General features: G+C 58.5%; 5 protein-coding genes and 2 pseudogenes. All 7 read right to left on the reverse strand.

Annotated elements, in window-relative coordinates:
- Window positions 1-240: pseudogene (locus ACYJRZ_RS24290) on the reverse strand (hypothetical protein); the annotation flags it as partial.
- 22 nt (window positions 241-262) lie between these two features.
- Window positions 263-547: a terminase small subunit gene (locus ACYJRZ_RS24295; RefSeq protein ID WP_459463360.1), complete on the reverse strand. Its 285-nt coding sequence runs from the start codon at window positions 545-547 to the stop codon at window positions 263-265.
- Window positions 548-798: 251 nt separating this feature from the next.
- Window positions 799-1,062 carry a hypothetical protein gene (locus ACYJRZ_RS24300; RefSeq protein ID WP_459463362.1) on the reverse strand — a complete coding sequence of 88 codons (264 nt, stop codon included), beginning with the start codon at window positions 1,060-1,062 and terminating at the stop codon, window positions 799-801.
- A gap of 61 nt (window positions 1,063-1,123) precedes the next feature.
- Window positions 1,124-1,609, reverse strand: coding sequence for a hypothetical protein (locus tag ACYJRZ_RS24305; RefSeq protein ID WP_162759665.1), 486 nt, complete (start codon window positions 1,607-1,609; stop codon window positions 1,124-1,126).
- 602 nt (window positions 1,610-2,211) lie between these two features.
- Window positions 2,212-4,164: pseudogene (locus ACYJRZ_RS24310) on the reverse strand (hemagglutinin repeat-containing protein); the annotation flags it as partial.
- 65 nt (window positions 4,165-4,229) lie between these two features.
- Entirely contained in the window at window positions 4,230-4,763 is a 534-nt protein-coding gene (locus tag ACYJRZ_RS24315; RefSeq protein ID WP_459463364.1) for a hypothetical protein, read from the reverse strand.
- Entirely contained in the window at window positions 4,763-17,443 is a 12,681-nt protein-coding gene (locus tag ACYJRZ_RS24320; RefSeq protein ID WP_459463366.1) for a hemagglutinin repeat-containing protein, read from the reverse strand. The genes ACYJRZ_RS24315 and ACYJRZ_RS24320 overlap by 1 nt, the downstream gene beginning before the upstream one ends.
- Window positions 17,444-17,461 lie beyond the last annotated feature (18 nt).

The following is a 17,461-nucleotide window of genomic DNA, read 5'->3' on the forward strand; positions in this document are numbered from 1 at the left end:
GCTGGCAGCGCCGCCATACAACATTTCTGTTGCCACGCTCTGCAGCGCCACCATCTGCCTCGCATGGTGGCTGAAATCGAGCTTGGCGTCAGCTTGACCGCCATTGATCGTTATCTGGGGAACCAGCGTGATCTTGCCATTCAGATCGACGTTCTGCTTGTCACGGAGCCCAAGATCACGAGCGATAATGTTGCTGTTCAGGAGATTGGCAACGAAGCCCTCAAACTTCTGTGCTGACATGATTTCCTCGACACGCCGGCGATTACGAGAAACCTTTCTTCACTCGGTAGTCATCCCACGTGCTCCTGCGGGTATCGAGGAAGATCACGAGGCCGCTGACCGTCATCACACACATCTTCAGGAGCTGCTTGACGGTTGCTTTCCGCCTGTTGCGAAGGCTTTGCTTTCTTAGCGGCTTAGCTTCTGCCCATTGGAAGTATTCGTTGCACGCATTCCAAAGGCCTCGGGAGTCGTGAAGAGTGGGTTCCGGCCATGACTGCTGCAAGCCATGCAGAACTTTCGCCTTTAGGGGGCTGCCATTATTCACCTCGCGGGTCTGAGTGGCCGCTCGGAATTGCGTTGATTGTAATTCAAAGATCGGCCACTCTCATGGCGGGTGTTTTTCAGGATTGGCATTGCTAGCTTTGTGGGAACGACAGACATTCCCTTCGGTGCATCCGTCGAAAAGCTCCGGTGGCGATAGAGGAACTCTAAAAATTGCGAGAGCGGAGATGACGACCGGCAACACATTTAATCATGTTAAGGCGCTAGCGGACGATGGCATTACTGTCCGCATCCTTAGCGTTGGCGACGAGTTACGAGCATCAATCGATTTTCCAACGTTCCAGCATCCAGATGGAAAATTCTACAAAGCCAACCCGAATCATCATTCCCGCCATAGCTTTCGGCCTTCCAGGTCGAATGCGTGTCGATATCGGCAACCGTCAGCGTGCCAGTGGAGAAGGAGTTCTTGTCCGCCGTCGCCTGGCTGGTAATCAGCCCGCCGACAAGCGAGGTCTGGCCGCTGAGATCGATGTTGAGGCCGCCGGTGCTACGCAGCATGAGCGTTCAATGTGAACGACGCATTCAGATGAGACAGCGATGCAACCCCGTCAGAGCCCTTTTATTGAAGTTTCTTGAATGGAAATGCCGCGGGAATGACAATAAAGCTCTTCAGATCTACCGAAAATACACGATTCTGCAAATCCTCAAAGTAGAGAAGGTTCTGGCCTCCAAGCAATCCGGCCGTTATTATTTCATCGTGCTGGTATTGGTTTTTAATGCTTAAATCAGAAATGAGACGCTTGGTTAGGGATGTATCGCTTTCAACAAGGAATTCACTCTCAAACAACCAAACTCGATGAACCTCTTCTTCCTCTTCATACTTAATCATAGTCGCTAAATTAATAAGACATATCGAACTCCCAGCATAAATCGCTACACGACCATTTCTTGAAACCGAGAATTTTGGAAAGAGATGCGACGGTAAATCTATCTCTCCAATTGCAATCAATTCTCTGAAAATATGATAACGTGTATAGTTACGACGCGAATCTAACTCGATCATCGTATAGTTCACGTCATGGGCAATTAAAGAAAAAGCTTTCAAGGTATGTCCTACTGTTTTGGACCAGGAAGTGCGGTAATAAAACTCACAGATCCGTCCGGCTTAGCGATCCAAGCGGCCTTAACGTTGGCTGTGACACCATTTGGCCCAGTTATTGGAGCAGTTATTTCTATTTTGCTTCCCTTGATGACTGCGCTGCCGAAATTATCAATCAGCTGATTTCGCATTGCAACAGAAAGCTCTTCGTTAGAGCGAAACCCGAGAAGACCACTGAAATAGCCACCTTTGCCGATACTGTCCTGATTGCCTGGAACCTTCCCAAGCAGATAATCCATTTTGCCATATGGAGAATTTATCGGTCCAGGGATATTTATTGCATTTATGTCCAGAGTGCTTCCGTCACTGCGTGTTACAAATCTTGCTCCCTCGCCAGTGGTAGCTACGGAGAACCCTACACCTTTTCCACTAGCAGAAACTTCAGCTAATATAGCATCGGCGCGGGACGAACTTAAAACAGCACCCGCAATTGCATAAAGAAGCTGCTTGCTTTGAGTTGGATCTCCCTGCAGCGCCTGCAACTGATCATAGTAACTCGAGAGCATCTGCCCAACGGGATCCGTCGGATCTCCGATGAGTTGTCCGATAGAATGAATGGCCGCGCCAAGAGCTTGCCTTGCCGAAATACACGCATCGGAGCTGATATCTGCATGGCAGTTGTCCACCAGCAGCTGATTCGTATATTTATCGAGGGACTCCAAAGCGTTAGCGATAATACATGCACCGGAAGAGCCGTTCTCGCAACCAACCTTCATGGTGATAAGCGCTAGAAACTGTTTATCGTTCAAATAGTTGAACTGATAATTTGCGGCGCCGTAAGCTGCGCCTTCCCCACCTCCCACGGCGCCGGCTGCAACCGCGGACAAGCTTTGTCCAATCAACGTGGCGAGCATATTCCTGTCGGTGGCCGACAAAGTGCTGTCTTTCAGCATACCGGCCACAAGCTTATCGATCGCCGGAGCGAGCAATGTGGACGTTGCGCCACCAACAGCGCCCCGTAGTGCACCCTCCCAGCCGTTGGCGCCGCCTAATATACCCGAGCCGATTGCGTGCAAGAGCGCGCGGCCAGCGCCACCTTCGTTCCACAGAGCAAGCTCTTCAGGTGTCGTTGCCTGTTGCGCGAACTGGTTCGCGATCGTGGCCACCAACCCGGCCATAGTCTTTTGCGCTTCCTGCAGATCGGCCTGGGTCTTGTACTGCTGACGCAGGATGTTCTGCAGATCCGGCAAGCCGGGCAGCGAGGTATTGGTGTTCTCGGTATCGCGGCGGATCGTGCCGATGTCCTGCACCTGGTGCGCCGGATCGGTGATCGTGATGCCAATATTGCCGCCGATGGCCGAATAGGCCTTGCCGGTTTCCTTCTCGCCGGCCTCGACGGGCGGAGCAATGGTGAGCCCACCTGTGCCGATCCCGCCGCCATATGTTTCGGCCTTCCAGGTCGAATGCGTGTCGATATCCGCAACCGTCAGGGTGCCAGTGGAGAAGGAGCTCTTGTCCGCCGTCGCCTGGCTGGTAATCAGCCCGCCGACAAGCGAGGTCTGGCCGCTGACATCGATGTTGAGGCCAGCGGTACCCGCATGAATGCCTGACTGTTCGGAGACAACAACCGCATCGCCCTTGGCCTTCTGCACGGTGCCGGAGACGCCGGTGTTGCCAAAGCCGATCTGGCCGGAGACATTAAACTGATCGGCCTTGGCCTTCTGCGTATCCAGCTGGCTTTCGATCATCAGCGAGCGGGCGTCGATGCCGACCGAATTGCCGGTAATCGTCGCCCCCTTCAGTGCGAGATCGTTGGTGACGATGGTAACATCGCCGGTGCCGTTCACATGCGTGTTCGTGTGGCTGGCGCCGGAGGTTTCCGAACCGCCCTTGCCATAGGAAGCGTTGACCCCGACACCGGTCTGCGCGCAGCCATTTTTTGTAGTGCAGCCGAAGTTGGCGCCGACGCCGACACTCCAGGAGTTGTTTGAGCTGGTCGAATCCGACGTGCCCGTGGCGGCATTGAGATTAATGTCGCCATTTGCCGCCGACAGGAAGATATCGCCGGTCCGCGGGTCGTCCGATATCGTGGGGATCCCGTTCTTGTTATAGCCGGCGAGGATCTGCGCGCCATCGCTGGTGATGGAGCCCTTCTCGGCTGTCATAGTGATCGAGCGGCCCGCGCGAATATCCGTCACGACCGGGGTTGAGGACGACGAGGACCAGCTGCTTTCCTGATGGCTCACGCCGGCATTGAGGCCGATGCTGAAGGAAAGACCGGTTGCAAGCTTCGGATCCGTGCCGGTCAAGCCCTGATAGACATCCTTCAGGTCCTTATAGGCCTGATAGAAACCGAGGCCGGCGATCGCCGTATTGGTCACCGCATTGACGCCGCCGCTGTCCGACAGGCGCTCGGCCGAGTTCATGATGCTCTGGGCGGCCTTGCCAATCTGGCTCGTCACTGAGATGGTCACACCGGCGAAGGTCTTCTCATGCACCTCCTGGTAATTGGTGACGTCGTTGGCTGACAGCAGATTGATATCGTTCTTGGCTTTCAAGGAGCACTGAAGCCATGACCTATATCGCTGGCAGAGATCGCGGCTTTATGGGTACAATTAGCGTACTGTCACCGTAATTCGGGCTGCCAGAACGTCAAACATACCCCATATTCATCGAGTAGGTCGTCAGCCACCTCAAACTCAAATGCTCTATGAGGAAAGCACTCGAACAGGGCCATCTTCCAATATCGCGCAAGCTGCTGTGCGAAAATATGGCACAGCCTATAGTCTTTTTCTGTCAAGCTAACACTAGAGACCAAATTCTCAGCAGTGTCTTCCCATTTTGAAAAGAATTGGCTAACAGAAAAGTTGTTTTGATAACGTTCGACATCTATGCGCTGAGCGCTTGGTTGTGATTGCCCTGCTTCTGTTATCTTTAATCCTGCAAGACGAAGCCCACGGGAAATATCCGCCGAGGCATTCGCACGCCAAAATACATGGTCTTCATGTTCGATAAAATCAGGAGATAGTATTCCCAAAACCGCTAGCGCTTGCTCCACGGATACTAGATTCCCAACATAGCTAAAGAATTCACCTGAGCCGATGTCTGAAGTAAACAGGCTCAAGATTTCTTTAGGGACTTTCCCTTCACAAACATCCATTATTTCAACCCTAGATCTTCCAAGATGGATTGTGGAACATTTCCTTGAAAAACCTTGGTATCACTTCCTTTTTTTGGAAACCACGTTCCATTCGGCGCTTGGTTCCATTCAACAACCTTAATTCTCTCTCCAGAGACATCATACAAGGCCCTCCCATCGGGGCCATACACTACAGCGTGACCGTTGCCGAGATTAGCATATGAATTTGGCAATTGATCTTCAAGCGGATATCGAACTGAGCCTCTTGAACCTGTGACAGAGACGTTGGTTTGGGTGAGGCCTCTGGAGAGATTCAAGTCGATGGTATTACCCGCGGAGTCTGTCAGAAACCTAGGTGCGCTTTTCGGTGTATTGGCCCCCGTTGTTACGGTGCCGTCGGCGCCATTGTTACCACCCCTAGTAATACCTTCTAGCCCAAGTGATGCTCCGGCAATAACAAGTGCGGCGATGTTATCGTAGCCAATCTGCTTCCAGGCTTCCGCAACAGATGGTCGATATTGTTCAAGCAGCGCTATGATATCTTTTCGCTCATCGTAGATTGCCTGCTTCAGATCACGATTTGCTGTCTCGTCGAAATGCCCGCTGAGAATTTGGTTCTCGATATCGCGGTAGCCGCTGTCCGGCAGGTTCATGAATAGTGTCGAAAGATAGTCCGGAGAAACGTAGTATTCCGCCGCGATCAACGCTTGCGTGACAGCTGAAACACAAGCTGACCCCTTTGGCGCGGCATCGCAGGCTGTCTTAAGTTGGCGATCAGTCTCCTGATCCTCCTGATTGTACTGATCGACCATCGACTGATAGTTCGCGATCTGCGCGGCACTGCAGGTCCTGCTATCCCTGCATTCCTCGAGTTTGGCTTTCGCGACGACGCGCGATCTTGCCTTGTTTTGTGCAAGATAGTTGAACTGATAGTTCGCGGCTCCGTAGGCAGCACCTTCGCCACCACCAACAGCTCCTCCGACGGCGGCGCTGAGGCTGGCTCCCACCAGTGCGGCAAGGGCTTGCCTGTCTTGATCGGACAGGGTGCTATCCTTTAGCATTCCCTTGACGAGATTGCCGATCGCTGGTGCTAGCAATGTTGTCGTCGCACCACCAAGAGCACCCTTCAGAGCGCCCTCCCAACCGTTTACCCCACCAAGCAGGCCTGCGCCAATGGCGTGCAGCAACGCACGACCCGTACCGCCCTCTTCCCAATACGCCGCGTCCTCGGGGTGACCAGCAGCGAGGGCCTGTCCTTCGAACTGGTCTGCAATATCGCCCACCAACCCAGCCATGGTGGCTTGCGCCGCCTGCAGATCGGCCTGGGTCTTATACTGTTGGCGTAGGATATTCTGCAGGTCCGGCAGGCCGGGCAGCGAAGTATTGGTATTGTTGGTATCGCGGCGGATCGTGCCGATGTCCTGCGTCTGATGCGTAGGATCGGTGATCGTGATGCCGATATTGCCGCCGATGGCCGAATAGGCCTTACCGGTCTCGTTCTCGCCGGCCTTGACGGGCGGAGCGATGGTGAGCCCGCCAGTACCGATCCCGCCGCCATAGGTTTCGGCTTTCCAGGTCGAATGCGTGTCGATATCCGCAATCGTCAGGGTGCCGGTGGAGAAGGAGTTCTTGTCCGCCGTCGCCTGGCTGGTAATCAGCCCGCCGACAAGCGAGGTCTCGCCGCTGACATCGATGTTGAGGCCGCCGGTGCCCGCATGAATGCCCGATTGTTCGGACACGAGCACCGCATCGCCCTTGGCCTTCTGCACGGTGCCGGAGACGCCGGTGGTTCCAAAGCCGATCTGGCCGGAGACATTGAACTGATCGGCCTTGGCTTTCTGCGTATCCAGCTGGCTTTCGATCGTCAGCGAGCGCGCGTCGATATCAACCGAATTGCCGGCAACCGTCGCACCCTTCAGCGCGAGATCGTTGGTGACGATGGTGACATCGCCGGTGCCGTTCACATGTGTGTTCGTGTGGTTGGTGCCGGAGGTTTCGGAACCACCCTTGCCATAAGATGCGTTGACCCCGACGCCGGTCTCCTGGCAGCCGCCCTTGCTGGTGCAACCAAAGTTGACGCCGACGCCGGCGCTCCAGGATTTGTTCGAGCTGGTCGAATCCGACGTGCCGGTAGCGGCATTCAGGTTGATGTTGCCGTTCTTCGCCGACAGGAAGATGTCGCCGGTCAGTCGATCTCCTGGAATCGTGCGGATGCCGTTCTTGTCGTAGCCGGCGAGGATCTGCGCACCATCACTGGTGATCGAGCCCTTCTCGGCCTCAACGGTGATGGAGCGCCCCGCGCGAATATCCGTCACGACCGGGGTTGAGGACGACGAGGACCAGCTGTTTTCCTGATGGCTGACGCCGGCATTGATGCCGATGCTGAAGGAAAGACCGGTTGCAACCTTAGGGTCCGTGCTGGTCAGCGCCTCATAGGCGCCCTTCAGCCCCTTGTAACCCTCGTAGAAACCGAGGCCGGCAATGGCCGTATTGGTCACCGCATTGACGCCGCCGCTGTCCGAAAGGCGCTCGGCTGAGTTCATGATGCTTTGGGCCGCCTTGCCAATCTGGCTCGTCACTGAGATGGTCACACCGGCGAAGGTCTTTTCGTGCACCTCCTGGTAGTTGGAGACATCATTGGCCGACAGAAGATTGATGTCCTTGCCCGCGAAGAGAGTAACGTCGCGCTCGGCCGAGGCGCTGGTCGCCTGCAGGTTGACGTTATTGCCCGCCGAGATGTTGAGATCGCGGCCCGCCGCCAATGTCGATACCGCATTGGTGTCGGACTGTTGAGCCTTGCTGTCCTTGGTCGATTGCGCGCCGATGCCGATCGAGAAGCCGCCATTGCCGGCGGAAAGTGCAAGACCGAAGCCGGATTTCTTCTGCTGCTCGGATTGCGAGGAGCTTTCGGCGCCGGGCGTGACGTTGACGTCGCGAGCGGCCGAAAGGTTGATGTCGCGATTGGCGCTGACCGACGATCCCATGATGTTGAGATCGGTCGCCCTGGCGGTCAGATTGACATCCTCACCGGCCGACAATGTGGAGCCGATGTTATCCGTCGAGGACTGCTTGCCCTGCTTCTCGTTCTTGCCGTAGAGCGATATGAAGCCGCCACCAGAGCCGACGAAGAGGCCGGAATCCTTGCGCTTGCTGTCGGACTGGTGGTTTTCCTGGGCGCCGATGATGCTGACGCTCTCGCCGGAGACATTCAGCGAGCCGTCGGCATCGACCTTCGAGCCGACGATCACGGCGGCCTTGCCAGCATCGAGTTTGACATCGCCGGAGGCCGAGAGCTGTGAGCCGACGGTCGTCTCGTTGTAGCCGTCATAGCTCGAGCTGCCGCTGCGCAGGAACCCCTTGCGCTTGGCGCTGTCGTGCTCCGTTTCCGTGTCCTTGCCGGCGGAGACGATCAGGTTGCCGCCGGTCTGGACTTTGAGATCGGCGGTATGAGTATCATCACCGGCCGTCACCTTGGAGGCGGAGACCGTAGTGTCACCGCCGGAAATAATCGTCACGCCGTCCTTGCCTGACAGTGACGAGCCAGCCGCTGTCGTGGTCTCCAGATGACCGGAGGCATTCTCCTTCGTCGAACCGAAGAAGCCGCTCTTCTTGCTGGAGCTCTTGACGTCGAGGGTGGCGCTATCGGTCGCTTCAGCAATCGTGACGTTCTTACCGGCCTGCAAGCCCAGCTTGCCGTCGGCCGCCATCGTCGAGCCGATGACGTTGATGTCGCTGCTAGACTTGGCGACGAGATCACCACCGGCTGTAATGGTCGAGCCATTATGAGTCAGCTCGGACGAGGAATTTTTGCCGAAGGTCGAGTTCGACTGGTTCTGCGAGGTGGTGACATTGATGTCGCCGTTGGAGGTCAGGCCGACATTACCCTTGGCCGTCAGGTCGGAACCGGAGATCAGGACACCGGTATTGGCATTGACCTGAAGATTGCCGCCGGCCGAGAGCTGCGCGGCCTGCTGATCGGTACTGGTCATCTTGGTGTAGCCGTCGTCGGTGCGACGTGCGACATCGGTGGATACGATGTTGACCGCACCATCCGTAGCCTTGACCTTGAGATCGCCACCGGCCTTGGCGGAGGAGCCGATGATGTTGACGTCGTTGGTGCCAGCAATGGTGAGATTGCCACCGGCGTTGACATGGGCGCCTGTCGCATTCTGCTGACCGCTGTTGTCGACCTTGACAGTGGTCAGGTTGACATTGGTGCCGGAAAGCTGGGCATTGCCGCCTGCGGCGATCTTGGTGCCCTCTAAGCTCAACGTACCGCCCGCGGCGATCTGCAGGTTGCCGCCGGCCGACACGCCGGCATTGGTGTTGACGACATTCTGACCGCCGAGGGTCATCGTCTGTGCGGCAAGCGTGATGCCATTTGTGGCATTGAGATTCATGTTGCCGCCGGCGAGGAAAGTGCCGCCATTGGCCTTGATCTCGGTCGCATTGATGGTCATGCCATCCGCAGCAGCAATCGCACCGGAATTGTTGACGGAGCCGGCGTCGATGTTGACGCTGTTGCCGGCGATGACGGCACCGCCTGCGTTGACCTTCGCCTTATCAGCGGCAGAGAGATAGACGACGGGGACGAGCACCTGCGCGCCGTCGACGATCTGCGTCTGGTAGATCACGATCGACTGCGTGAGCGATGCGGCCTGCTCGGGCGTCAGTGCTTGCCCGAGAGAAAGCCCGTTCGCCTCGGCATAAGCGACGCCGTTGTCGAGCAGCGTCTTCATCTGGTCGGTGGCATTGTTGCCGGGAATGAAGGATCCCGCGCCAAGGCCATCGCCCACCAGCTGCCGCATCTGTTCGTCTACGAGCTGATTGTCGAAATAGGCGTCGCCGAGGAAGGGAACCTTGGTCTCCGGCGTATAGCCAACCCGGTCGATGAAATAGCTCGAGCCATAGAACTTCGAGACATCGAGGAAGGCTGCCCGCGTTTCGAAGAGGAAGACCTGACCTGGAACCGTGCCGCCCACCCCGCCGGACTGGGGCTTCGCAAGCGAGGCGAGTTTCGCGCCATTGACCTCCAGGACCTGAGCGAGGTTGCCGCTGTTGCCGAGAGCAGCGGTGAGCTTGCCCATCAGGCTGTTAGGATTGATCGCAGCACTACCAGCTATCAGGCTGCCGGAGTTGATCGAAGGGCCACTGGCGAGCGTCACACCGTTGCCGCTCACCGAAGTACCGACGGCTGCCGTCAGGTTGCCGCCATTGACGGTCGGCCCGCCGGCGATCGTTGTGCCGGTACCTGTCAATGATGGACCACTACCGACATTGGCGCCACCATTCGAGGCGAAACTGCCCAGCGCGGCATTGACATTGAACAGGGCGCCGCCGGCTGTCATGCCGTTTAGGGCCGACAGAGGATCGTTCGGTGTCGAAGGCGCGCTAACGGCCGCGCCGCCGCCCGTCGAACCGAGCGACGTATTGTTGACTGTACCGAAATTGAGGCTCAGCGCCCGGGCCGCTTTGAGCGTGCCAGCCGCGCCGCCGATCACCTGCGATCCCGACACGATTGACGTGCCGTTGGCGATATTGCGAGAAGGATCGGCCGTGCCATCGGCATTGTAGGCTGAGCAGGCACTTTGAGCGCTACAGGTCAGCATCGTGGTGCGATTGAGAACGACGCCTTCGTTGGTGAGCGTCGATCCCGTGAGCGACGCATTGCCACCGGCTTCGATCCGGCTGTAGGAATTTGTGAGGTTGGTCGCATCGACTGTGAGATTGCCGCCGGCGCGGATCACGGCCTCGGGGCTGAGCGCACTGGTGAAGCGGTCTTCATAAACCGACTGCGATATGTTGGATGTTGGATCCCATGTGTAGGTTGTGCTCGTATCCGAACCGTTGCGGACGACCTCATCGATAATGAAATAACGCGACGGATTGTTAGGATCGAGGATCGGATTGCCGTTGGCATCCTTGGGGACACGAGCCTTGATCCAGTCGAAGATCGGCCGAACTTCCGTCGGCCCACTGCCGCTGACCCAGGTCCAGGCGTGATAGGAGGTGCCGTCAGCAAGGGTTGCGACCGAATACAACAGCGGCTGGTAGTCAGAAAACTGCCCCGGATCGACCCCCGCATAAAGCTGGAACATATTCTGGTCGGTCGATTCCAGATAGGCGAAGGGTTGGCCTGCGACTGCTGGATTGAGCACGAAGGTACCGACAACGGCACCGGAGGAGACCAACTGACCCGTCACCCAGGTCGGCGTCGTCGATCGCCTGTTGGTGAGATTGCTGGTGAGTATCGACATGTCACCACCGGACTGAATGAGGCCGGACACATTGGTGACTGCCGCATTGCGCTGGCCGGTAGCCGTTCCCTGGATGGTCATCCCGCCATCTGCAAGGATAGCGCCTTGGTCATTGGTGAGCGTGCCGCCGACAAAGAGGTTGGCATTGTTGCCAGCAAACACGAGGCCGGACGGGCTATTGTAGAAATCGCCTGATACGTTGAAGGTCAGATTATTGCCGGCTGCCAATTGGCCGGTATTGCCGAGCGACGGCAGGTTCAGCGTCAGGTCATGCGCGGCGAGTAGCGAAGTACCCGCAGTGGTGGCAAGGCCTGCGGCGGAGATGGTGATGTCACCGGAACCGCCAGCATTGGTAACGGTACTGACTTGTGCGTTGGAAAGATCGGCACCGCCGGAAAGATTGAGGCTCAGGCCGCCAAAGACGAGATTGCTTCCCGAGAGATTGGCGGATGAAGCGTTGACGATCAGCGTACCGCCCGCGGCGATCCGGCTGCCCCTGCTGCCCGAGAGATCCAGTGCGCCCGTATTGAGCGTCAGATTGCCACCGACGCGGGTGGTGCTGGTATAGGCAATGGCGCCAGGGCTTGCGAGCGTAGCGTTCCCCAGGCTCTGCAGGCTGTTGTAGCCGATATTTTGCGCCGCCGTAGCGGCAAGATTGCCGCCCGAAAGCAGCGAATTGGCGCTGATACTACCGCTCGAGGCCGACAGCGTCATCGCGCCAGTACGCTGCAGCATCAGGCTGCCACCGGCCGCAGCATTGGTGGCTGCAAAGTCGACGCCTGAGACCAGTGTGTCGATCGTCATTGATCGGGCGGACAAATTGGCGTTGCGGCTTGCAAGCGATTGGCCGGTGAGCGTGATCGCATTACCCGCTGTGAGCGACAGATCGCCATGGGCAACGGCATTGGCGCTGATATTGTTGGCAGCGTTGGCCGTAATCGTCCCGGCAGCAAGGAGGCTGTTGAAAGAGATGTCGGCTGCCGTGGCTGCAAGCGTGACATTGCCGCCCTGGCCCAGAATGACATTACCGGCGCCCGATTGGTCCATCGCCGCGAAATCGACGCCGGCTGCGATGACGTTGCCGCTGACGGCAGATCCGGTCATCGAGACATTGTTGGCGCCCAGGAGTTGGCCGTTGATCCTGACCGCGCCAGGACTGGTGGAGGAACCGATCGTGACCGCGCCGTGGCCGGTAATGTTGCCGCCAGTAAACGCGCTCGCCGCGATATTGAGGTTGCCTGCGACGATCAGCGTGCTGGCCGACGCACTTCCGGCGTTAATTGTGAGATCGCCGCTTTGTCCGAGAGCGATGGCGCCGTTTGACGATCGCGCGGTAGCAGCGAAATCGACGCCGGTAACTGCCTGGCCGAGTTGGACGGTTGAGCCGGAGAGCAAGACGTCGCCAGCACCGAGGAGCTGGCCCGAGACATTGACGCTGTTGCTACCCGCGAGGGTAATGTCGCCATGTCCGGTCACAGCATTGGCTGCAATCGCAGACCCACTGGCATTGATAGCGCCAGCCGATAGCATGGTCTGCGTCGTGATGCTCGCGGACGCGGTCAAATTCATATTGCCGGCAGTTCCGAGCACTATACCGCCGCCGCTGGCGTTGGTGGCGGCGAAATCAACACCCGAAATCAAGACGGGCGCACTGATGCTGCCGCCGCTTATTATGAGATCGCCCGCGGAAATCACCTGATTGGTGGCTGCGAGATTGCCGAAAATATCGACTTTGCCATGACTGGTAATGCTGGCAGCCGTCAGATTTGTGGCTCTTGCCACAAGATCGCCGGCGGAAAGGATCGTGCCAGCCGAGATATTGCCGGAGGCCGTAAGATTGGTGCTGCCAGACGATGCCAGTACGATGTTGCCGCCGGCGACATTGGTAGCATCAAAGTCGATGCCGGAGATCAAGGTCGGTGCGCTGATGCTGCCGCCATTGATTGCAAGCTCGCCAGCGGCCATGATCTGGTTGCTGACAGCGACATTGCCGATAATGTCGACATTGTCGTGGCTTGTGACGCTACCCGCCTGAAGATTGGCCGTCTTTGCCGTGATATCGCCCGCCGACAGGATCGTGCCGGTCGTGGCGTTGCCTGAAACGGTGAGGTCCGTCTTACCGGCCCCTCCAAGCACGATGTTTCCGCCGTTGGCTGCGGTCGCCGCAAAATCCACGCCGGAGACCAGAAGCCCGGCGTTGAGGCTGGCGCCATCGATCGAGAGATTGCCGGCCGATAGGACCTGGCCACTGACGTCGACACGGCCGCTGGCCGCCAGATCGGTCGTGCCATGGCTTGTGATGCTACTCGCGCTCAGATCGCTCGCTTGCGCGGTCAAATTGCCTGCCGACAACAGCGTGCCGACCGTGAGATTACCGCTCGAAGCCAGGGACATATCGCCACTTGATGTCTGGACGATATTGCCGTTGGCGGCCGCGGTGCCAGTGAAGTCGACACCGGAGACGATTGCGCCTGCGGCGATGCTCGGGCCTGAGATGCTGATGTTTCCGCCACCAAGGACTTGGCTATGGACGGTCGTCGCACCAACAAGCGCGACATCTTGGTACCCGGTGATGGTGTCGGCCGTCACGCTGGCGGCATTGACGTCGATAGCGCCCGCGGCCTGCATCGTCGATGCCGAGAATCCGCCACTAAGCCGAGCGGTCAGGTATCCGGCTGGACCAAGAACGATATTGCCGCCAGACGCGTTGGTAGCAGCAAAATCGATGCCGGCGACGACAGATTGGGCCGAAAGGCTCTGGCCAGTGATCAGGATGTTGCCGGCGCCGAGAACCTGGCCGGCAATGCTGGTGGCACCATTGAGCGTGATATCGCCATGCGCTGTGACAGCATCCGCGGTCACGGCCGCACCGCTGGCCGAAAAACTACCGGCTGAGAGCAGTGTACCGGTATTGATCGCACCGGTCGAAGCGAGTGTCAGGTTACCGCTCGTCGTCTGGACGATGCTCCCATTGGCGGCTGCCGTCGCGGCGAAATCGACGCCCGAAACGATAGCCCCAGCCTTGATGCTCGAGCCAGAGATGCCGATGTTGCCGCCGCCCAGGATCTGGTGATTGACGGTCGTTGCCCCGGAAAGGGTAATGTCATGATGGCCGGTGATGGTATCGGCCGTCACTGTCGCGGCATTGACGTTGACGGCACCGGCGGCTTGCATCGTCGATGCCGAGAACCCGCCACTCAATTGAGCTGTCAGATCCCCAGCGCGATTGCCTGCAATCGTCGCGGTCTGGCCAACAACGATATTGCCACCAGACGCGTTTGTAGCAGCGAAGTCGATGCCGGCGACGACCGTTTGGGCCGACAGGCTCTGACCAGTAAGAAGCACGTTACCGGCGCCCAAGATCTGGCCGGTAACGCTAGTGGCACCCCTAAGCGTTACATCGCCGTGCGCCGTGACGGTGCTGGCGGTGATGGTAGACCCGGCCGCATTAAGGCTGCCTGCCGAGAGCAGTGTGCCAGTGTCAATGGTGCCGGCCGCGGCAAGCGTGAGATTGCCGCTTGTCGTCTGGACGATGTTCCCGTTTGCGGCGAAGTCGATACCCGAGACGATAGTCCCCGCCTTGATGCTTAGACCGGAGATGCCGATGTTGCCGCCGCCAAGCACCTGGTTGGCGATATCAACGCGACCGCTTGCGGTCGTCGTGGCGACACCTCCGACTGCCGTACCGGAAAGGCTGACATCCTTATGACCGGTGATCGAAGCTGCGGTGACGGATGCACCGCTGATGTCGATGGCACCCGCGGCCTGTATGGTCGATGCCGCAACGGCGCCATCGACGTTCACGTTCAAATCGCCGGTCTGATCAAGGACGATATTGCCGCCGGTTGCATTGGTGGCATTGAAGTCAATGCCGGCGACAAGCGTCTGTGCCGACAAACTTTGACCTGAGATCAGCACGTTGCCGGCGCCGAGAATCTGGCCACTGATGCTGATCACACCGCCAAGCGTCATGTCGTGATGCGCGGAGATATTGCCGGCGGATATCGATGAGCCGTTCGCGATGAGATCGCCCGCAGACAAGAGCGTTCCGGCGCTGATCGCGCCTGCGGTCGTCAGTGTCAGATTGCCAGCTCCCGTGGCCGTTGGGCCAAGGGTGATGCGCCCGCCCGCCGCATTGGTGGCGGCGATATCGACGCCTGAGACAATGGCATCCGCGGCAATGCTCGAGCCGGTGATGCCGACATTGCCGCCGCCAAGCACCTGACCAGTAATCTTGACGCTGCCACTTCCAGTCATGGCACCGGTGGCGCCGGTCAGCGTGATGTTCTTGCTGCCGGTGATCGCATCAGCGGTGATGGTCTGGCCGGTGGCATTGATCGCCCCGGCTGAAAGCACGGTTCCCGCCTGAACGGCGCCGGCGCTGTCGTTGATCGTCAGATCGCCGCCACCCGCCAGCACGATATTGCCGCCTGCGGCCTTGGTCGCGGCAAAATTGACGCCAGACGCAAGCAGACCCGCAGTGACACCATTGACGTTGCCATTGATGGTGATATCGCTGGCTCCGAGCAACTGATTGGTGACACGCATGCCGCCGTCGATACCGACGTTGCCGTGGCTGGTGAGGTTGTTAGACTGCAGCAAGGAAGCCTGGGCCGTCAGGTTGCCGGCCGATAGCAACGTGCCGACAGTGATGGTGCCGGCGACAGCTTTTAGATCGAGTGCGCCGGCCGAACCTAGGACGATGTTGCCACCAGCGGCGTTGGTCGAGGCAAAGTCGACGCCGGACGCGATAGCGGTCGCCTGAATGCCAGCCCCGGAGATCAGGATATCGCCCGCTCCGAGAATCTGACCACTTGCGTTTATCGCAGCGTTAACGGTGAGCCCGCCATGCGAGGTAACATTGGCGGCCGTGAGCGAAGTCGCGGTCGCGGTAAGATTGCCGGCTGATTGAATATTCCCCGCCGTGATATTACCGGTCGCACTGGTGTTGAGGCTTCCAGCCGACTGCAGATTGCCAGTGGCAATCGTGCCGCCGGTTGCCGTCAGGCTTAAGTTGCCTGCGGAGCCAAGAACGACATTCCCGCCAGGATCGGCACTGGTGGCAGCAATATTGATGCCGGAAACAACCATGCCGGTGGAGATTGACTGAGCAGTGGCGCTGACATTGCCCTGCGCCAGGACATTGCCGGAAACGGCAAGACTATTACCAGCGGTAAGAGCGAGATTGTTGTAGCTCAATAGCGAGGCGGCCGAGATCGAGCCGGCCGCGGCAGTCAGAGTAAGGTCGCCGGTGCTGTTGGCGGCGCCGGCAATGGCGATATCGCCGGAGCTGGCGAGAAGCGTCGCGGCGCCATTGCCGGCGGTCACGCTTCCAGCAGCAATGCCGCCGCCCGAACTCATCTGCACGCTTGTGCCGCTGTTTACGTCGCCGGAGACGCTCAAGAGACCTGCACCGTTCGCAAGCACGATATCGCTATCGGCTGCGACCGATTGCAGGGTGATGCCTTGATCGGCCTGAACCTTGACCTTCTGTCTCGACGTGACCTTGGCGGCTGTGACCCTCTGTTTTGAGGTAATGGTGGCGTCATCGCGTGCGGAAGCATTGCCGATCGAGATCTTGCCGTCGGCCGACAGCGAGAGTTCACCGGCATTGGCGGCCATGTCGCCGCTCATCTTGACGCCGGCGCCCTTTTCGGTGACGACGACCTTGATGCGGTCGGCCTGCATGGCGCCGAGTGCCGTGCCGTCGATCGCATATTCAGGGGTGCCCGAGGTGGCGGTCAGCGCCGTCGCCTCGCCTGTGGCATAATTGTATTGGCTGGCACCGCCAGTCAGGCGCACGGTCTTGCCGTAGATCGGCCCGTTGACATGGATCTGGCGGGAGACGACATCGAACAGATCGACTGCACCAGGAGCAGCCGCGAAATTGCCGCCTGCCCCTTCGAAGGTGACGTCACCGCCATTGACGGTGAATCCTGTCAGGCTGCCATCGGCGCCGATGTTGGGCACGCCGGTCGTCAACATCGCATGCGGCGTGTTGATGAAGCCGCAGCCCGCGCAGGTGATTCCGTTCGGGTTAGCTATGATGACATCCGCTCGACTGCCGTAGACTTCGGTCGGTCCATTCAGCGCCGAGCGATTGCCTGATGTAACTTCGTTGAGAATGACGGAAGCCGGGTTCGAGGCATTGAGGTTTGGATTGCCCGGTGTCACCCCGCCGAGGTTCGAGGTGCCCTGCTCGCCTTTGAAATTATTGAGGATCAGGCCCTGGGTGCCGACATTGAAGTTGTCATACTTGTTATGCGAGAGACCGCTAGCGTTCGGCGTGACGATATCGATCAGCGGTACGCCATTGGGCGCAGCACCGACGCCCGGCTGATTGGCAACGGGTGCCGATCCGGCGGCTGATATGGACTGCGCGTTCGCCAGGATCGGCTGGAAGATGAGCAGGCAGCTCAGAAGTGTCGCGGACAGTTGACGCAAGGCACCGCCCGGGGGCCT

It is taken from the genome of Rhizobium sp. No.120 (assembly GCF_054558365.1).

Coding starts and splice junctions, on each gene's coding strand:
- ACYJRZ_RS24300 (WP_459463362.1), bottom strand. CDS start 1,062: ATGCTGCGTAGCACCGGCGGCCTCAACATCGATCTCAGCGGCCAGACC.
- ACYJRZ_RS24315 (WP_459463364.1), bottom strand. CDS start 4,763: ATGGATGTTTGTGAAGGGAAAGTCCCTAAAGAAATCTTGAGCCTGTTT.